This is a genomic window from Pantoea coffeiphila, assembly GCF_016909495.1.
GTDB classification, from domain to species: Bacteria; Pseudomonadota; Gammaproteobacteria; order Enterobacterales; family Enterobacteriaceae; genus Erwinia; species Erwinia coffeiphila.
This window is the reverse complement of the sequence record NZ_JAFBFW010000007.1, coordinates 1-18,181: the sequence shown is the minus strand read 5'-3', so window position 1 is coordinate 18,181 and position 18,181 is coordinate 1. Positions and strand designations below refer to the sequence as shown.

The window sequence follows — 18,181 nt, the reverse complement described above, 5'->3', positions numbered from 1 at the left end:
TTTCTATGTCCGCGCTTTTTACCCCATTTAAACTGAAAGACGTTACGCTGCGTAACCGCATTGCAGTGCCGCCAATGTGCCAGTACAGCGCCGTTGACGGCCTGACTAACGACTGGCACCAGGTTCACTATCCGGCGATCGCCCGTGGCGGCGCGGGTCTGGTGATTGTGGAAGCCACCGCCGTTTCACCGGAGGGCCGCATTACTCCGGCCTGTACCGGGCTGTGGAACGATGAGCAGGCTGAAGGCATGGCGCGTATTGCAGCATCGATTAAGGCGGCGGGTTCCGTCCCTGGCATTCAGATTGGTCACGCCGGTCGCAAGGCCAGCGCTAACCGTCCGTGGGAAGGCGACGATCATATTGCCGAAGGCGACAGCCGCGGCTGGCAGACCATTGCCCCTTCCGCGATTGCGTTCGGCCATCATCTGCCAAACGTACCGCAGGCGATGACGCTGGATGATATTAACCGGGTGAAAAGTGACTTCGTTGCCGCCGCCCGCCGCGCGCGCGATGCCGGTTTTGAGTGGCTGGAGCTGCATTTTGCCCACGGTTATCTGGCGCAGAGCTTCTTCTCCGCGCATTCCAACCAGCGCACCGACGCTTACGGCGGCGATTTTGCCGGCCGCAGCCGCTTCCTGCTGGAAACCCTGGCCGCCGTTCGTGAGGTGTGGCCGGAGAATCTGCCGCTGACAGCCCGTTTCGGCGTGCTGGAGTTTGATGGCCAGGACGAGCAGACGCTGAGCGAGTCGATTGAGCTGACGCGCCTGATGCATCAGGGCGGGCTGGATCTGCTGAACGTGAGCGTGGGCTTTACTATTGCGGAAACCAACATTCCGTGGGGTCCGGGCTTCCTGGCACCGATTGCCGAGCGGGTACGTCGTGAGGCGGGCCTGCCGGTGGCGTCGTCCTGGGGCGTGGAGCAGGCGGAAGTGGCGGAGCGGGTGATTGCCGAGCAGCAGATGGATTTGGTGATGATTGGCCGTGCACATCTGGCGAATCCGCATTATCCGTATTCTCTGGCGAAGAAGCTGAACGTTGAAGATCCGTCGTGGGTGCTGCCTGCGCCGTATGCGCACTGGCTGGCGCGTTATCGTTTAGCTGATTAAACAGCGCAGACATTTGTGCAGGGCCGTTTGTAAAGTCAGATATTGGCGCAGACTTTTTTGCAGGGTCGTTTGCAAAGTCTGGTGTTGGTGCTGGCTGGTTGTGCCCCCGGTCGGACGGTCCTCGCGCCGCTTTGCGGTGCCTTCGCTTCGATCGTCAGCCTGACGGACCGGCCCAGACGCGCGTCCTGCGCGGCTGGGCCTTTCGCCTGCGTCCTTGCAGGCGAATCCTGGCTTCCTCCCTCCGCTCAGCGCTGCGGATTGTCCGACCGGGGGCACAACCAGCCTGCTTTCTGACTTCCGCGTTGCCTGAAAAGTGAATCCAGTCCTCTTCTCTCCGTTCAGCGTTGGGGGTTGCCCGTTCTGGGGAACACCCCGTCAGCTTTTTGCTTTAGTGTTGTCTGGTAGAAAAAGGCGAACGACGATTGCAGCGATCAATTCCGGAATCAGAACTCAGAACTCACAACTTCGATTTTCGAGATCCAGCAAAGTAGATCCAGGGTTTATCTCCACAGTTATTTAAAAAGCGTCCGCTTATCCAATCGCTTTCAGGATTAGAAGCCTGTCACTTCAAGAGGAGAATCGGGAATTAAGCAGCCAGCACAATGTATTAAAGGCCCGGCCTCTGCGGTTACCGGGTAATCCACAGAGCTGAGGTGGAGGCTACGTGCCAGGAGACGCCAACAGGACGTTGGCGTCAGGCGTGGCGCGGGCAGGACGCCCGCTCCAGGCCGGTCCGGGAGGCACGGAGCCGCAACCGAAGGCATCGCGCACAGCGCGACGCGAGGACCACCCGGTAACCGCAGAGGCCGGGCCGAAATCACCCGGGCACGAAGCAACAAGCCATGACGGCACAGAGCCGCAACCGAAGGCATCGCGCACGGCGCGACGCGAGGACCGCCCGGTAACCGCAGAGGCCGGGCCGAAATCACCCGGGCACGAAGCAACGAAGCACCGGCACCGATACCGACATCCTCGTTATCGCACACAAAAAAACCGCCATCCCAAAAGAGATAGCGGCTTCAAACTTCACTAAACGAGCAAAGACCTAACCCGATAACTGACCGACATCATCAGAAATCGACGTTAATCCCCGCCTGGAACGTACGGCCAGGCATCACTGCCAATGCCTTCTCGTAGGCATCCTGAGCCGTGCTGCCGGTCAGATCGCGGCTGCTGAGATAATCCCAATATTTACGATCGGTCAGGTTATAAATACCCCCGCTCAGCTTCACGTTCTTCGCCACCTGCCAGTACGCGGTCATATCCACCATGCCGTAGCCAGGGATACGATTGTACTCAGTGCTGGAATCGGTCAACGCCGTACCGCTGTTGGTGTAGCTTTCGCGGTTGGTTGCGCTGGCCTGCTTGCCCTTCACGAAGGTCGCCACCACCGCCGCACCGTAGCGCTTAGCCGGATCGTCCCACGCCATGCCGACCACCGCTTTCATCGGTGCTACGCTGTCGATATCAACATATTTGTCGCCGTCGTAGCTGGACTTGGATTTACCTTCACTGTAGCCCAGAGCAAAGGTGGCACTCAGGCCGTTAACCTCTTCGAACCAGGTACCGAAGTTCACCTTGCTGCTCAGCTCTCCGCCCCAGATGTAGGCCTTATCGCGGTTTTCAGCCTGATAAATGGTGTAAATGTTCGACGGTACGTTGGTGAACTTATCCGGGCTGCCGGAACGCGTGTAACGGCTGTAGGCGATAAAGTTCTTGTAGGTGTTGTAGAACAGGGAACCGTTCAGCATTACGCCGTCGGTTACGTTGCCCTTCACGCCCCACTCCAGGTTATTACTGGTTTCGGTTTCCAGATCCGGATTACCAATCAGCGCGTACTGCGCGGTACCGGCATAGGATGAACCCAGGTTCCATGAACCGTAAAGCTGGCTGGCGTTAGCAAACTGCGCGCCGCGCTTGTACTGCAGATAAGTGATCATCTGCGGGGTCAGATCGTATTGCAGCATCAGCGACGGCAGGATCTGGCTGTCGCTGTTCGCCGAGCCATACAGAGTTTCCAGCTCAGATGCGGTCAGTACGGTGCTGCCGGTGGTCAGGCTGGACAGGTTCTGCGGCTTGGTATTTTGATATACCGCACGCACGCCCGGGATCACCGCGAAACGGCTGCCGTTCAGATCGAAGTTGATCTTATCCTGTACGAATCCACCGGCGGTGTAGCTGCGGCTGTCGGCCTGCGGCTGCATGATCACGCTGTAGACGCTTGGTGCCGGGTCCTGCCGGAATGGACGCTCGGTGTCGGTGATGCGGCCGTTGATTCCGGCGCTCAGATCGTGACGGCCAAGCGTTTTATTGCCGTGGGTGTCAAAGCCCCAGGTATCAACGTTGTAGTCCGAGTAGACATGCTGCATGGTGCCGCTGCTGTCGGTTGGCATGTAGGTATTGTCATGCGCCTCGGTGTGCTGGTAGTAAACGCGGCTCGACAGGCTGTCAACAAAACCGTTGTCCGGGGTGTACTCATCCGCCAGGCTCACGCCCCAGCGACGGGTATCGCTCTGCTGCTGGCTGTCGCCGATGGTGCTGGTCCCTGCGGTGTTCCAGGTATCGTAATGGGTGTGGTTAACCTTGTGATAGTAGTCCAGCGTGGCGCTGAATTTGTGTTCGTCGTTCGGCTGCCAGATCCCGGAGGTCATCAGCGCAGTCGAGTGCCAGTTAGCCGGATAAGCGCTAACTTCATCGCTGTTGTTGCTGGTCTGCTGACCGTCGCGGCGGCTAAGCACGAAAACGCCACGCAGAGTACTGTCGCCAGCTGCGGCGGTAATACCGTTATGCCAGCCGCGAGTGGCAGAGTCGTAATCACTCTGGTAGCCAAACCAGGTGGAGCGTTCCGGGGAAAGATAATCATCCGCTGATTTACTGCGGAACGAGACGTTACCACCAATAGAGGTATTTGGCTGATCGACGGAAGTGGCACCAGCATCAATATCCACGCTGCCGTACATATAAGGATCGATATAATCCCGGCCAATACCAAAGGTATTTAATCCCGCGCGGCTGACGTAGCTGCGCCCGGTCGCATCCGGCAACGGAATACCATCCACGTCTAAACCAACGCGGTTGCTTTCCAGTCCTCGAATATTAAATCCGGTGTAGCCGCTGCGGTCGAAGCCGCTTTTCCCTGCGGTGGAACCGCCGCTCACGCCCGTTGCGCTAATCAGCGGCTGATAACGCATTACCGAACCGAAATCGGTAGTGCCGTTCTTCTGCATCTGCTCGGCGGTAATGGTGGTTTTGCTGCCACCCTGAAGCGGAGCCTGGGCGGTAACGGTCATGGTGCCCTGTTCATTGCTGATTTCTGCTGCGGTATTCGCTGTAGCAGAAGTTTCAGCCTGCGCATAGCCGCAGGCACAGTGAATCGCTGCGGCCAGCACCGCCCATTTCATTACCGGCGCACTGATTCCCTGTAATTTTGACGTGGTGAGCATTTAATTACCCTTAGCTTGTTATTAGTATTGGCTCACGAATTGCTTCGATAAAAAGAATACGAACTTAGTTAAGTTTCACTAATATTATTATATTTTTAAGGCGGCGGGATATTAATAGGAATGATTATCTTTATCAATAGAGCACCGAGCAGAAAGTTCACTTTATTATTAAGAATAATTAATTTCGCAGAATAGCGTTAAGACCGTTAAATAAACCAGATACCTGCTTTCGAAAAACTTTCACTCTCTACACAATTTCCTCACAATTATTTCAATACAAAACTCAGTGTGGGTAAAAATAGATTAGGAAACGGATTTAAATAATGGATCGCGAATAGACAACGCGGTGAAGGATCGGTGGCGAGCGCTCTCTCTCCTACGCGCAAGGGCCGTGTTTCGCATGCATATGCGCACGGATACGGGCAACGATGATCGCTCGGAATCCGCACTCCGACTAACAGGTAACAGGTAACAGGCAACAGGCAACAGGCAACAGGCAACAGGCAACAGGCAGACATCATCAACAGGGGGCCACCGGCGGCAACGGCAATCTGCATACACCGGGTAGATAGCTGGGCGGAACTGCCGATGGGGGATGTGGCATGCATTTACCTGCAAAGCCAGCGATGCCTGACATGCAGGCTCTGACTGTGGCTCTGGCTCTGGCTTTGGCTCTGGCAACTAAACTAGCTGCGTTCGATCTTTTTCGCCGCCTCGTCCAGCGCATCAACGATCGCGTAGAGGGTTTCCTGCGAGATATCCTGCTGTGACAGCCGAGAGTTGAGCGCGGTTTTCATATTGTGGATCGCCCGTTCGACTTCCGGCACGCTGCGGTTATGCACCAGCACCGCCAGTGAGGAAAGCCGCTGCACGATGGTAACCAAGTCGGACTGATTTTGCTGTAGCCAGTCGCGGCCCTGCGGCTCCAGTCGATAGGCTTTACGCGCCGCCTGCGGATCGATGGCGGCAATCATCGCCGTTTCTTCCAGCAGCGTCAGGCTGGGATAGATTATTCCCGGGCTGGGCGTGTATTCCCCTTTCGACAAATCCTCAATAGCTTTAATCAGCTCGTAGCCATGGGCATCACCCTGGCTGAGAAAATGCAGTACCAGCAGGCGAATATCGCTGCCGTCGAGCATTTTTTCCCGGCGCTTTTTGCGCTGGCTGACGCAGGCGGTACGAGGTTCGCTGTCTGAGGAAGTAAAGGGAAATTGCGGTCGTTTCATCGCCTGCCCGTGCGGAAAAATAAGGGGGATGATAGTAGACCGCCACCCGGCGAAACACAACCGGCGCGGCGGCCCACAGGGTTACTTCTGGTGCCAGTAGGCTACGGCACGCACAAAGTTGTCGTCGCAGCCGCGCTGGAGGACAAAGTAGTCATTAAGCTGTTTTACCGCTTCGCCTTCACCGGTCAGCCAGATAAAGTAATCATCGTGCGGTAGCTGCATGCTGTCGAGTTCGCTAATCAGCGCCAGCAGACGATCGCCGTGCATATTGCCGCTGCCCAGCCAGCTGACATCGATGCCGTTCAGTCCGTCCAGATAGAGACTACCGCTGGCTTCATCAGCAAAGGCAAACAGTTTACGCACCCCGCCCTGCACGGTTTCTTTACGGCGCTTGAACGCTGGCAGGCCGCTTTCGTCACAGACGTAAAGCTGGAAGGCATAATCTTCCGGCACGATCATCGAGCCGCGCGGGCCGCCAATTGCCAGCGGGTCGCCGACCTGTGCCTGTGCCGCCCAACTGCTGGCGACGCCGCCGTCGTGGATATAGAAGTCCAGAGTGAGCGTTTTTTCCACGCCGTCAAACCACAGCGGCGTATAGTCGCGGGAAACCGGGCGGATGCCCTCTTTCCACACCACGCCGTCGGATGTCACTTCCGGCAGATGCAGTTCGCCGGTGGCGGCATCCGGGAAGAACACTTTGATATGGTCGTCGAAACCCGGCGAAACGAACCCGGCCAGGTCGTCACCGATAAAATCAATACGCCAGAAATTTTCAGCAACAAGCGTTTTTGCTGCCACCGTAATCTGACGGAAGCGCAGTTCATTACGTACGCGCTTCGGCGCGCGGCTTTTATTCTCGGACAAGATTATTCTCCTTGGGCTACCGGTTGAGATCCGGCAACGTAACACCGGCAGGCAACGCCCGCCGGGAGCAATAGATGATGTGTAATCGGGGTATGCGTCAGACGCTAACTGCCAGCACGGCGGTTTCCGCCACCAGCGAATCATTGGCACCGTGCGCCCCGCTAACGCCAACGGCACCAATCACCATTCCGTTCAGCCAGACGGGTACCCCGCCCTCCAGCGGCGTGACGCCGGGCGTGGCCAGAAAACTTGGCCGACCGCTGTTGATAAACTGCTCAAATTCCTGTGAAGGAGCCTGCAGCAGCGCAGCCGTCCGCGCCTTGCCGATCGCCACATCCGGGCTGATGCCTATCGCGCTGTCGCTGCGTTCCAGTGCCACCAGCTGACCGGCATGGTCAACCACCGCCACACTGATATGCCAGCCGTTTTCCAGCGCTTTCTGCTGTGCGGCAGCGATAGCATTGCGCGCGCCCGTAAGGGTGATGGTCAGCTGAGTTCGTGATGCTGCCTGTGCTGTTTCTGTTACCGATGTGACTGTCATAACGTTCTCCACATTTTTGGCAATGGCTGAACTGGTAATGATTCGTATTAACGCATAAAAATATATCTATGATATATCTTCATCGCAAGCAGCAATCTGCTAAGACGAGCGGTAAAAAGTAACAATCTGTGCGTTTTGGGTCGAAAACTGCCGGGTTTACCCGGGTCGGAACGTTACTTCGCGACCGGGCGATACTTCCACAGCCAGCGACCGCTGTTAAAGCGGCGGCGGAAGCAGACCCCGCGAATGATCCAGTCCAGCGCCATGCCCAGCCAGATCCCGGCCACACCCATGCCGAGTACAATCCCGAGCAAATACCCGGCAACGATGCGCCCACCCCACATGCTGAGTAGCGACACCCACATAGTGTAACGCGCATCGCGCGCGCCTTTCAGCCCGGCCGGCAGCACCCACGATGCAGCCCAGAACGGCATAAAGGCGGCATTCAGCCATACCAGCATTTTCACCACGTGGATCACCTGCGGGTCCTGGGTGTAAAACGCCGCCAGCACACCGGCAAACGGCACCGTCAGCAGAGCCAACGTACAAAGGCCAATATTCGACAGCCAGAAGATGTAACGCAGCAGCCGCTCCGGCTGGCCCAGCTGACCGCGCCCAAGCCGGGTACCGACAATAATCGTCGAGGCGGAACCCAGTGCGTTACCCGGCAGGTTAATCAGCGACACGATTGAGAAGGCGATAAAGTTGCCGGCAATCACGTCTGTCCCCATGCCAGCAACAAAAATCTGAGTGAGCAGCTTGCCGCCGTTGAATAACACAGACTCAATGCTGGCGGGAACGCCGATACCCAACACCTCACGCACGATGCCGAGGTTCAACCGGGTAAAATAGCTTTTAAGTGATATTTTCAGCGCCGGGACAAAGCCAATCACCAACACATAAATCACCGCCGCCGCGCCGATGTAGCGGGAAATGGTCAGCCCCAGCCCGGCACCGATAAACCCCAGCCCGTGCCATGAGAAGCAGCCGTAAATCAGCACGCTGCTGATGGCAATATTAAGGATATTCATCCCGCCGTTAATCAGCATCGGAATTTTGGTATTACCCGCTCCGCGCAGTGCGCCGCAGCCGATCAGCGCAATGGCCGCCGCCGGATAGCTCCACGCTGTGGTTTGCAGATAGGAGAGCGCCAGCGCTTTAACTTCCGGCTCCGCTTTACCGGCAATGAGGTCGATAATCTGCGGCCCGATAAACTCGATGGCAATCGCCAGCAGTACCGCAAAAATTGTCATGATAACCAGCGACTGGCGGGCGGCCGCTACCGCTCTTTCCCGATTCAGCTTGCCGAGACTGAAAGCTACCACCACCGTGGTGCCGAGATCGATGGCGGCAAAAAAGGAGATAATCACGATATTAAAGCTGTCCGCAAGGCCAACACCGGCCATCGCTTCACTACCCAGCCAGCTCACCAGGAAGGTGCTGAGCACCCCCATCAGCAGAACGCAAAGGTTCTCAAAAAAAATCGGGACGGCCAGCGGTGTGACTTCACGCCAGAACAACACTCGCCAGGAGCGTCTTTTGGGATACCACGCGGTACGTTGAATAGCCTGCTGCAGAGAAACTCTGAGGTTTTGCAAGGTCATTCCAGCTTTTTTATCAGGGAGAGAGAGGACTTATTTATGATGGTTAAAGCAGGCGAGTTATGCAAAGTCTTTTTATGTTTCAAAGTACTTTACAGGGGGGGTGCAGACCTGCGCCTGCACCATTAAGGGTTAGACCAGGGTTCGCTGAGTGAGTTTCTGCAAAATTTTAAGCGGCGCATTATCGGGGTTTTTCATCGCCGCCACCGGCAGCAGGAAGGTTTGCTCCAGCATGAACTGCCCGCTCATCGCCGCATGGGGCGTTTGATCGGCAAAACAAATCCAGCTGCTGCCCGCGGGCAGTTCCAGCGTGACCTGCGGCCCCTGCTGCTGGTAGTTCTCGTCACCTTTCATGGTGTCGTGCAGTTGCAGCATCAGATGATCATAATGGCTGCGATAACTTTTGGTGATACCAAGGCGATTCTGCAACCAGCTGCTGAACGGTGAAAAACGCTTCAGGCGTGGCATAAAGCGTTTGGCCAGCACGGGGAAAGGTTCCCCTACGCGCCAGCAGCGGCTTTCACCGTGTGGATTAATATTGGTGAAGATACGCAGAATACGCTCGCCGTGATTGGGACGTGATGGGAACGCATCGACATGCAGGCGGGTATCATCCTTTCGCCATGATGTGGCGTCGCGCCAGACGGCGATCGGATGCAGGCGCAGCGAGTTAACCGGCGAATGCAGCGCTGATTTGTATTCCGGCAGCAGGCTGCTGACCAGCTGGCAGGCATAATCATGATGACGCTGCAGCAGTGCCTGCACCTGCGGTTTTTTCTCCGCCTGAGCAACGCCGTTCAGCTTGCCGTTTTGCGCATTAAAACTGATATTTTTGCGTTTAGGATCGACCAGATCCGGGGTTAACAGCGCCAGTTCTTCCGTGCTGAGCGGGAAAGCCAGCGAGGGGAGAAATAACACTTTCCCCTGTTCCAGCGCATCAACGGCGCGAGCATCATCGACGGTTTCGTTCCAGTGGCGCATCGCCAGCGAGCGAATCACCATATCGTGTGAGAGTGGGCGTTCAGACATTTGATATCCTTATTTCCTTGCAGCGAGAACCGGCTTCCAGCACGCCGCCGTTGTCTAAATAAAGTGTAATCACGTTAATGACTGCGGGATAAATAGTGAGCTTCTGACGGCTGATTATATGGCGCAGAGCCAGAATTAATTAAACCGGAGGTCAACAGAGCCACGGTGTTTACTGTTACACTGCGCCATCTTTAAAGGAGCTAATCATGAAATCCCGTTCCGTGACGCTGGATGATGTTGCTCAGGCAGCCGGCGTCTCCTATCAGACCGTTTCCCGGGTGCTGAATCACTCCAGCCAGGTGGCCGAATCGACCCGCAGTCGGGTTGAGGCTGCGATGCTTGCACTTAACTATGTGCCAAATCGCGTTGCCCAGCAGCTGGCTGGAAAGAACACCCGCACACTCGGGCTGGCGACCAGCGATCTGGCGCTGCTGGCTCCGGCGCAGATTGCCTCGGCGATGCAGCAGCGTGCCAGTCAGCTGGGATGGCATCTGGTCATGGCAATGGCAGGTGCGGACGGTGCACAGGCGGCGGTCAGCGATCTGCTGGCGCAGCGGGTAGATGCGTTGCTGATTAATCTGCCGCTGGAAACCGATGCGGCGCAGCAGATTGAAACGATGGCCGGTTCCCTGCCCTGCCTGTTCCTTGATGTGGCGGAAGAAGCGCCGGTGTCCAGCTGCGGTTTTAGCGCACGAGCCGGAGCACGCCAGGGCGCAGAGCACCTGCTGGCGCTGGGACATCGCCGCATTGTCTTGCTCAACGGACCATCGTCATCGGTTGCTGCGCGCGCGCGGGCAGATGCCTGGCGGCAGGTACTGCAACAGCATCAGCTGGTTGCGCAGGCCGAACTGTTTGGAGACTGGAGCGCCAGCTCGGGCTTTCAGGCGGTCATGCAGCTGGCCGACCAGGATTTACCCTCGGCACTGCTGGTCGCCAACGATCAGATGGCTCTGGGTGCCATGCAGGCGCTGCATCAGCGCGGCATCGTGGTTCCGACAGAGATTTCAGTGGTGGGCTATGACGATACCGCCGACAGTGCCTGGTATCAGCCACCGCTGACTACGGTTCGCCAGGACATGCGTCTGCTGGGAGCGCGCAGCGTTGATTGGTTAATCAGTCGCGTGGAGCAGCCACAAAACCCGAGGGCGGGTGAAATCTTTACTACGGAGCTGGTGGTGCGAAACAGCACTGCGCCGGTGTTCAATGGTAAAAACGGGAGTGCTAAAGTCGCCGCAGAACTTCGCCGCCTGGCGCGCGTTCTGGCACAGGGTTCGGAGCCGTAGCCCTTCCCCCAGGCAAAAAAAAGCCACTATATGCATAGTGGCCTCTGAAACAGTATCGGTGAAGACCGCAGAACGGTTCCACCTTTCGCCGGGCGTTACTTCGGCTCGCCCATCGCTTTCAGTTTTTTCGACAGGTCGCGACGTTCTTTCGACAGGTCAGCATTCTTGATGATGTAGTCATCAACGCGGTCTTCATAGTCACTACGCATGCTGGCGATGATTTCCTGGATGGCTTCTACGCTCATGCCCGGCTTAATGTACTCGGACAGGTTATCAAGCAGCAGCACGCGTTTCTGGTTGTCGCGGATTTTCTTTTCGTTATCGACGATTTCACGCTGCAGTTTGTTTTTGCGACGGAACATACGCACGAACTCCAGTACGTCCTGAAATGATTGCTTTGCATTTTCCATGAAGACACCTTTCTTTTGGGCCTGTTGCACAGGCATCACTGTCGTGGCTACCAGCTTAGCGGCACACCGCTGCCGATGGCAATGTTAAATCTGCTCAACCGAATAGCACTATCTTACCCTGGCGCTGAGCATCCCGCAGTAAGTAGTTGCTGAATCGTTTTATTTTCGCAGCGCGAGGCGCAAAAGCTCGGACAGTCGCTCCAGCTGACGAGCCATTTCCAGGCTCAGCCAGACATAACCGTGAATGGGCGTTTCCACCTGTTCATCACCGCCGGCTTCGGCGATCAGCTGGCGCAGTTCGCGACTGATTGATGCCAGTTCTGCACTGTTGGCCGCCATTTGCTCAGTGTTGCCGTCAACGATGGCTTTCGATAGCGTGCGCAGCATATCTTCCGTCATCTGCTGCGTGCGCCGCAGGGTTGGCGCATTAAGCAGAATAAGATGACTTTGCCGCGAGGCCCACCAGGCGTTTAACTGCAACTCCAGGGTACAAACGATATTGCGGTTAAGGGTCTGGATGGCTTCGAATACCGAGCGGGGCGTGCGCGTTTCCTTACTGGCCGGATCGATCAGCGAGCGCATTTTCACCACCTTGCCCAACAGTCTTTGTAGCGGGCGCGTCAGGCGTGGCTGTTCGACCAGATTTGGCGAAAAGCCGGCATGATAGATTTTTGCCGTCTCCAGCAGGGAATCAGACAGCTGAATGCGCCAGTGGGTATAGGCTTTCTGCGGCCAGATGCTGGTAAACAGTAACGCCAGCAGTGAGCCGAGAATGACATCCCCGCCACGCCAGAGCGCGGAATGGATATCTCCCGGCGTACCCCCGCAGATCACGGCGAGGGTAATGCCGATCAGCAGCGCCATATAAGGATGCTTACCCAGCGTAAGGAAGCCGCAAATAAACATCACGACGGCACACCACACCAGCATCACCGGCAGGCTGAACAGTTCCAGCTTCAACGCTATCAATCCGGAGATGGAGCCAAATATCGTGCCGCCTATACGCTGCACCGCGCGAGGAAACACGTTGCCCCAGGATGAGATTGGCCCCATCACCACAACCAGGGTGATCAGCGGCCAGCTGCCTTCCGGAATATCCAGCAGACGCACCAGCAGAAAGGTGAGCACAAAGGCCACGGCAATGCGAATGCCGTGAACAATACGGTAGTTGCGATAAACGCTAAAATGCAGGGCCGAAAGCGGCGTGTCGGGTCGCAAAACAGGCTCCGAAAAAGATCAGAAATAGCGGCTAATAATACCTGAAGCGCGGAAGATGGACAGACGGACATGGCTGATTTTAGACAGTTTTTCAGGCCATTTCCGTGCGGTAAACAACATTAACCACTGTGATTACCGCACGGTAGCAAAACTTTAACGCACTGGTTTTTTTGTGTGCAATTTAATTACAAAATTCCAATAAAAAATTCACATCAAGCCTGGCGCTTTTCAATCGGGGCGCAAATCAGGAATTCCCAGATGCCGGTTTCAGAACCATCGTTCAGATATCGATCGTAGCATGGACCTTCCGCCTGCTGATAACCGCTGCCCGGTAGCCAGTCATCAAAAAACTTACGCCACGGTTTGGTAAAATCACCATCCCTGACCTGCACATGTGATACGGCGTAACGCGCGGCCGGAATCGGTCGCAGCTGCACACCTTCACTGTCGAGCGGTAAAATAAACTCTGTAGACACGCTGATACCGGTGTCCACTTTGAGCTGATCTACCGACATCTGCTGTGGATTACCATGGTAAACCGCCAGCCATTCGCCCTTCAGTCGATTGCGGTTTACCCACTCGCTCAGTCGGGAAAAACCCTGCGGAACGGTCATTTCCCACGCACCTTCAAGCCGATATCCCGCCATCTGACTGGCCGGTAACTCCTGTATTTCTACTCTCATCACATTTCATTCCTTTTCGCGTTGTGGTGTTACGATGTCCGGCGCAGCGGAATATGACCGCCGCGCCAGCGTAGACCCGGGACCTCACATGTCTCGGGTTAAAAATCATTCCAGTGCTGCGCCAGTTGCAGTCTGAGTTTCTCAACAAACAGCCTGACTCGCGGCGGCTGGTGAAGACCACTCAGCCAGATGGCATGCAGCGGTGCCGCAGGTAGCGGATAGTCCCCCAGAACCGTCAGAAGACGCCCATCACGCAGGTCTCCTGCGACGTCCCAGATTGATTTCATCGCGATCCCCGCGTCATTCAGCGCCAGCGCATGCGCCGCTTCTCCGGTGTTGACCTGCAGCCGTGAATTTATCGGCACGCTGCGCTGCTCTTCATCGCTGCCAAAACGCCACTCGGTCATCGGTGCATCTCCGGTAACGATGCAGCAGTGGGCGCTCAACTCTTCCAGCGTTTGCGGCAGGCCATGCCTTGCCGCATAGCCCGGCGAGGCACACAGCACCCGCCGATTGCCAACCAGCTCCCGCGCCACCAGCCGGGAATCCGCCAGCGCACCGTAGCGGATTGCCAGGTCATAGCCGCTGGCTGCCAGATCGATAACCCGGTCGCTAAGATGCAGCTGGAGCTTAACTCCGGGGTGCTCAATCATAAATTCATTAAGGATCGGCGCAAGCCAGCGCTGCCCCATACTGTGTGATGCGGTGATCCGCAGGGTCCCGCTGGCACGCCCCAGGCGATTGGCCAGTGCGCTGTCAATCGCCTCCAGCTCTTGCTGCAACCGCGCCGCATGTTCAGCAAAAACCAGCCCTTCATCGGTCAGCGAAACATGCCGCGTGGTACGGTGAAACAGCCTTACGCCAAGCTGCTGTTCCATTTGCGTCAGCCGTTTGCTGACGACGGCCAGCGAGATCCCGAGCTGACGCCCGGCCGCCGATAATGTTCCGCCACTGGCTATTGCATTGAACAATGCCACATCACGCAGATCTTTTAACATCACCATTCTCAATTTTATGGAAACAATTCATTTCCATTCTTGCATACTGCGTTGATAAATACAGTTATCTGCCCGCTAAAACCAGGACAGATTGCAAATGGCGATATGAAGAGCCGCGGCTGCGTTTAGCGCTGTAAGCGGGCGGATCGGCGACGTCACTTTTTAGAGCTTACGCTGAATGTAATCGCTGATGCGGGTAAAAATGCCGGCCTGTTCTACCGACTGGAGAGTTACCAGCGGATAGCTGGTCAGCAGCTTATCGCCGTCCACCAGCTGAATGGTGCCAACCTGCTCGTGCAGCTTCAGCGGCGCTTCCAGATTTTTATTTTCAACCACATAGCGCGCTTTGATTTTCTGAACTTCATCACGCGGCAGGGAGAGGTAAATATCTTTTTCGCTGCCCAGAGGAACGCTGCGCGGGCTGCCGTACCACACTTTTTCATGGCCGATCTCTTTTCCAGCATGGAACAGCTGCACGGTATCAAAGTTGCTCTGCCCCCAGGTCAGCAGCTTGCGAGCCTGCTCCTCACGCCCTTTCGGACTTTTCCCGCCCATTACCACCGCGATCAGACGGCGCTGACCATCAACGCTGGAGGCAATCAGGTTAAACCCTGCGCTTTCGGTATGCCCGGTTTTCAGGCCGTCCACGTGCAGAGTTTTGTCCCACAGCAGGCCGTTACGGTTCTGCTGGGTAATGCCGTTCCAGGTCAGCGATTTTTCACTGTACATCTGATAGAAGTCCGGCTCGCCGCTAATAATAGCCCGGGACAGGATCGCCAGATCGCGAGCGGTGGTGTACTGACCCGGGGCATCCAGCCCGTGAACGGTTTCGAAATGACTGTTAGCCATGCCTAATTTGCCCACGTACTGATTCATCAGATCGACAAAACTGGACTGGCTGCCCGCCACGTAGTCGGCGAGTGCCACGCAGGCATCATTGCCGGAGTCGATAATCACTCCCCGGCTGAGATCGCGCACGGTGACTTTATCGCCAGGTTTGAGGAACATCAGCGAGGAGCCCTTAAATACCGGGTTGCCGGCAGCCCAGGCATCTTTACCGACGGTAACAATATCATCGCGGCTGATGCGCTTTTTATCGATGGCGCGATCCACCACGTAACCGGTCATCAGCTTGGTCAGGCTGGCCGGGTTGCGGCGCTCATCCGGATTACCGGCCGTCAGGATTTGCCCGGTGGTGGCATCCATCAGTACCCAGGAGGCGGCATCAATAGCCGGAGGGGTAAGCGGGAACGCCAGAGCGTTCTCTGCGGGGAGATCTTCAGCACGGGCAACCGTACTCAGTAATAAAACCAGGCATACACTTCCAAGCTGACGCTTCTTCACCGCTAAATCCTCGAATTAACCAACAAAAACTGCGGATGTTGTACGAGATATCGCGTGGCAAAGTGTAATTAAATTGCAAGAAAATATGAATAATCAGAGAATTAGCGCACTAGCTGGCTTTCGGCGTCTGGTACTGCACTTTCACCGCATCGATCATCGCCTTGCAGTCGGTAAAGCGATCTTCCGCCCGCTCAGCACCCAGCGTAACTACCAGCAGCAGCTGGTTGTTCGGCATCGATACCACGCAGGCCAGGTTGTAGATTGGCGCCAGCGTGCCGGTTTTACCGCCAATCACTTCCAGATCGGAGAACAGCAGGTTGTTGGTGTTTGAGATGGTTTCAATACGCGGGGTATCGCCAAACACTTTCAGACGGTAGTTCTGCGTCTTCCAGCTGCGCATAATCATCGGATAGCGCGTGGCGCGTGCCACCATTTTCAGGGCACCGATCACGCTGGCATGATTGTTTCCCAGCCCGGAAGGCGTGGTAAACAGAGCCGATCCCATGCCGATAGAACGGCATTTCGCATTCATCTGGCGAACCCAGCGCACCAAGGCCTGTCTGTCGGTGTAGTCGGTTATCCCTTCGGCCTGCAGCAGTTTTCCGCCCCAGATTCTGGCAATCATATTGGCAGTCACGTTGGAGGATGGCAGCATCAGATTATAGAAAGCATCATTCACCGAGATGGATTCACTGACGTTGAGGTTTGCGCCAGAACCCAGCGCGGAATCAGCATCGGTGCGGGTCAGCAGCGTGGTTAAATCAGGTTTCAGGTCCGCCAGAACCATTGCGGTCAATATTTTAGTCATCGACGCCATTTGTTGCAGATCGCGGTCACCCTGGGTGTACAGGGCTTTTGACCGCACCGGGCCCGGCCCTTCATTAATCAACAGGATGCCAGCGGCTTTCGAGCTGCTCAACGCAACGGGCGGAATGGCTAACAGATTTACAGGCAATTTATTCCCCGATTTCAGACAGTAACCCTGCTTCAGTGTAACGCTTAACCGTCCGTCAGGCGAGAGTTGGTAACACAGTATAGCGTGCGACAGTCTGGAAATGCGTGGTCGCATTTTTTCTTCGGCGGTGAACGGCGGCATTCGTCACTTCAGAGCAGGGGGATAATGGTTTACCATATCTGAAACATCGTTCTGCATCGCTCAGGGCCATATGAACAAAAGTGAACGGATATAAACTTTGAAAAACGATCGCGCACAGCCTACCTTCCTCTTCCACGATTACTAAACACCACTTTCAATTAACTGATTTTTAAAAGTTAATCAGAAAACCACCCCAATTCTGTACAGGGTTTTGTACGCGACGCTATTTTTCGCTCAGATCGTTGGCCGATGTTCCGGCGTGATTTCCAGCGCGATGTGAGTTACCCGGCCAATAATCGTCACCTCGTCCAGCGCATCTCCCTCGATCGCCTCACCGTCCTCCGTTATCAGTGCCCTGCCCGACAACTTTCCGAGCTGCCCTTCCCCGAACAACTCAAAAGCCACTGTGTCACCCTGGCCTGCTCTTAGCGACCGGTCAACGATCACCACGCGCCCCACGTCATTGATAATCAGCGTCGAGGATGGGTGCGAAACCAGCAACTCGTTAAGGTCAATCCGCGTCTCGATGTAATCCTTTGCCGGTGATGGAAAGCCCATAATCAGATCCTCCCGTTATTCGAGTTAAAGAAAAAGAATGTCCGGTGCTCACCCTCTTCAGTTGAGATGTCTTTAAAGCCGTGCTGGTAATTTTCGATCCAGAGGTTGGCTTCCTTCAGCGACCAGTGATGGTTGAGCGCTGCCAGCTCGCGCACAAAGTCCGTGGTGCGAACGATGCGGCGGCCGCCAGGCTCATGAACGATGCTGTTTCTGAATGCGATGGGGATTTCATAGTAGCGAGGCATGACGCCCTCCCGTTAAACGATGACTGTATATACATACAGTATTATCATTTTCGGGGAGGGATCAAGTTGGTGGTGGGGTGTTTTTACTAATACGATGATTGGCAGGGTTATTAATTTACTATTGTGGTATTAACCGGTGCATTGGTGCCCGGCTTACGGGGTGTTCCGCTGCCGGTATGTCGGCAGTCCATCATGTGCGTGACCGCAAATCCATAATTCACCGGGTCGATAGCGATACAGCCAATAGCGTTCAGCGTTGCGCGCACTGACGCATCAGCCGTATCTCCCGACCAGTAGCCGTTATAGTCTCCGTCTGAAATGCCGTAATACACTGTCACTGACGTGCTGACACCCGGATCAGATGACAGCGGACTCATGTGCGATTCTATCCCGCCCCGCTTGCCGTTGACCTTCCGAATCTGCAACGCGTTACGCGAGGTGTACGGGAAGTAGTACACCGCCTGACACCCGTAGGCCGGGGTGCCGCCGCCACCAAGATTTGCCACCATCACAGGCGACCAGCCGATTTCGTAGCA

General features: G+C 55.9%; 17 protein-coding genes. 2 read left to right on the top strand and 15 right to left on the bottom strand.

Annotation, left to right across the window (positions count from 1 at the left end; genetic code table 11):
• Window positions 1-5: 5 nt before the first annotated feature.
• Entirely contained in the window at window positions 6-1,106 is a 1,101-nt protein-coding gene (locus JOE09_RS20930) for an NADH:flavin oxidoreductase/NADH oxidase (RefSeq protein ID WP_205067161.1), read from the top strand.
• A gap of 1,070 nt (window positions 1,107-2,176) precedes the next feature.
• Here the strand turns inward: JOE09_RS20930 and JOE09_RS20925 are convergent.
• From JOE09_RS20925 to JOE09_RS20900, 6 genes are all read right to left on the bottom strand, one after another.
• Entirely contained in the window at window positions 2,177-4,549 is a 2,373-nt protein-coding gene (locus JOE09_RS20925; protein WP_205067160.1) for a TonB-dependent receptor domain-containing protein, read from the bottom strand.
• Between the two features lie 686 nt (window positions 4,550-5,235).
• Window positions 5,236-5,775 (bottom strand): PadR family transcriptional regulator, encoded by a 540-nt coding sequence (locus JOE09_RS20920; RefSeq protein WP_205067159.1) that lies wholly within the window; start codon window positions 5,773-5,775, stop codon window positions 5,236-5,238.
• 81 nt (window positions 5,776-5,856) lie between these two features.
• A complete protein-coding gene (locus tag JOE09_RS20915) occupies window positions 5,857-6,642 on the bottom strand; it encodes a siderophore-interacting protein (RefSeq protein ID WP_420830699.1) in 786 nt (261 codons plus the stop codon).
• 94 nt (window positions 6,643-6,736) lie between these two features.
• Window positions 6,737-7,180 carry a GlcG/HbpS family heme-binding protein gene (locus JOE09_RS20910; protein ID WP_200561072.1) on the bottom strand — a complete coding sequence of 148 codons (444 nt, stop codon included), beginning with the start codon at window positions 7,178-7,180 and terminating at the stop codon, window positions 6,737-6,739.
• Between the two features lie 173 nt (window positions 7,181-7,353).
• The gene (locus JOE09_RS20905; protein WP_205067158.1) at window positions 7,354-8,784 is read right to left on the bottom strand and encodes an EmmdR/YeeO family multidrug/toxin efflux MATE transporter; all 1,431 of its coding nucleotides are present in this window, start codon (window positions 8,782-8,784) and stop codon (window positions 7,354-7,356) included.
• 129 nt (window positions 8,785-8,913) lie between these two features.
• Window positions 8,914-9,810, bottom strand: coding sequence for a Kdo hydroxylase KdoO (locus JOE09_RS20900; protein WP_205067157.1), 897 nt, complete (start codon window positions 9,808-9,810; stop codon window positions 8,914-8,916).
• A 206-nt stretch (window positions 9,811-10,016) separates the two neighbouring features.
• Here JOE09_RS20900 and JOE09_RS20895 point away from each other — a divergent pair, with 206 nt between their 5' ends.
• Window positions 10,017-11,093, top strand: a complete 1,077-nt coding sequence (locus JOE09_RS20895; protein ID WP_205067156.1) for a LacI family DNA-binding transcriptional regulator — start codon at window positions 10,017-10,019, stop codon at window positions 11,091-11,093.
• A 95-nt stretch (window positions 11,094-11,188) separates the two neighbouring features.
• Here the strand turns inward: JOE09_RS20895 and tmaR are convergent, their stop codons facing one another.
• The 9 genes from tmaR to JOE09_RS20850 all read right to left on the bottom strand — a co-directional run.
• Window positions 11,189-11,503, bottom strand: a complete 315-nt coding sequence (tmaR, locus tag JOE09_RS20890) for a PTS system regulator TmaR (RefSeq protein ID WP_105591443.1) — start codon at window positions 11,501-11,503, stop codon at window positions 11,189-11,191.
• Between the two features lie 159 nt (window positions 11,504-11,662).
• Window positions 11,663-12,721, bottom strand: a complete 1,059-nt coding sequence (locus tag JOE09_RS20885; protein ID WP_200546023.1) for an FUSC family protein — start codon at window positions 12,719-12,721, stop codon at window positions 11,663-11,665.
• Window positions 12,722-12,933: 212 nt separating this feature from the next.
• Window positions 12,934-13,404, bottom strand: a complete 471-nt coding sequence (locus JOE09_RS20880; protein WP_205067311.1) for a GyrI-like domain-containing protein — start codon at window positions 13,402-13,404, stop codon at window positions 12,934-12,936.
• 98 nt (window positions 13,405-13,502) lie between these two features.
• Window positions 13,503-14,402, bottom strand: a complete 900-nt coding sequence (locus JOE09_RS20875; protein WP_105591624.1) for a LysR family transcriptional regulator — start codon at window positions 14,400-14,402, stop codon at window positions 13,503-13,505.
• A gap of 162 nt (window positions 14,403-14,564) precedes the next feature.
• Window positions 14,565-15,704, bottom strand: coding sequence for a serine-type D-Ala-D-Ala carboxypeptidase DacD (gene dacD, locus JOE09_RS20870; RefSeq protein ID WP_239553242.1), 1,140 nt, complete (start codon window positions 15,702-15,704; stop codon window positions 14,565-14,567).
• 151 nt (window positions 15,705-15,855) lie between these two features.
• On the bottom strand, window positions 15,856-16,701 hold the full coding sequence (locus JOE09_RS20865) for a D-alanyl-D-alanine carboxypeptidase family protein (RefSeq protein WP_172606543.1): 846 nt from the start codon (window positions 16,699-16,701) through the stop codon (window positions 15,856-15,858).
• A 375-nt stretch (window positions 16,702-17,076) separates the two neighbouring features.
• Window positions 17,077-17,400: a S24/S26 family peptidase gene (locus JOE09_RS20860; RefSeq protein WP_205067155.1), complete on the bottom strand. Its 324-nt coding sequence runs from the start codon at window positions 17,398-17,400 to the stop codon at window positions 17,077-17,079.
• Window positions 17,401-17,402: 2 nt separating this feature from the next.
• Entirely contained in the window at window positions 17,403-17,645 is a 243-nt protein-coding gene (locus tag JOE09_RS20855; protein WP_205067154.1) for a DNA polymerase V, read from the bottom strand.
• Between the two features lie 110 nt (window positions 17,646-17,755).
• A partial coding sequence (locus tag JOE09_RS20850) for a hypothetical protein (protein ID WP_205067153.1) occupies window positions 17,756-18,181 on the bottom strand: 426 nt, incomplete at its 5' end.

What these genes read in the sequence shown, in the direction of transcription:
- JOE09_RS20910 (WP_200561072.1), bottom strand. Translation starts at nt 7,180, where the DNA reads ATGACAGTCACATCGGTAACAGAAACAGCACAGGCAGCATCACGAACT.
- tmaR (WP_105591443.1), bottom strand. Translation starts at nt 11,503, where the DNA reads ATGGAAAATGCAAAGCAATCATTTCAGGACGTACTGGAGTTCGTGCGT.
- JOE09_RS20855 (WP_205067154.1), bottom strand. Translation starts at nt 17,645, where the DNA reads ATGCCTCGCTACTATGAAATCCCCATCGCATTCAGAAACAGCATCGTT.
- JOE09_RS20880 (WP_205067311.1), bottom strand. Translation starts at nt 13,404, where the DNA reads ATGAGAGTAGAAATACAGGAGTTACCGGCCAGTCAGATGGCGGGATAT.
- JOE09_RS20875 (WP_105591624.1), bottom strand. Translation starts at nt 14,402, where the DNA reads ATGTTAAAAGATCTGCGTGATGTGGCATTGTTCAATGCAATAGCCAGT.
- JOE09_RS20895 (WP_205067156.1), top strand. Translation starts at nt 10,017, where the DNA reads ATGAAATCCCGTTCCGTGACGCTGGATGATGTTGCTCAGGCAGCCGGC.
- JOE09_RS20925 (WP_205067160.1), bottom strand. Translation starts at nt 4,549, where the DNA reads ATGCTCACCACGTCAAAATTACAGGGAATCAGTGCGCCGGTAATGAAA.
- JOE09_RS20905 (WP_205067158.1), bottom strand. Translation starts at nt 8,784, where the DNA reads ATGACCTTGCAAAACCTCAGAGTTTCTCTGCAGCAGGCTATTCAACGT.
- JOE09_RS20860 (WP_205067155.1), bottom strand. Translation starts at nt 17,400, where the DNA reads ATGGGCTTTCCATCACCGGCAAAGGATTACATCGAGACGCGGATTGAC.
- JOE09_RS20900 (WP_205067157.1), bottom strand. Translation starts at nt 9,810, where the DNA reads ATGTCTGAACGCCCACTCTCACACGATATGGTGATTCGCTCGCTGGCG.
- JOE09_RS20920 (WP_205067159.1), bottom strand. Translation starts at nt 5,775, where the DNA reads ATGAAACGACCGCAATTTCCCTTTACTTCCTCAGACAGCGAACCTCGT.
- JOE09_RS20930 (WP_205067161.1), top strand. Translation starts at nt 6, where the DNA reads ATGTCCGCGCTTTTTACCCCATTTAAACTGAAAGACGTTACGCTGCGT.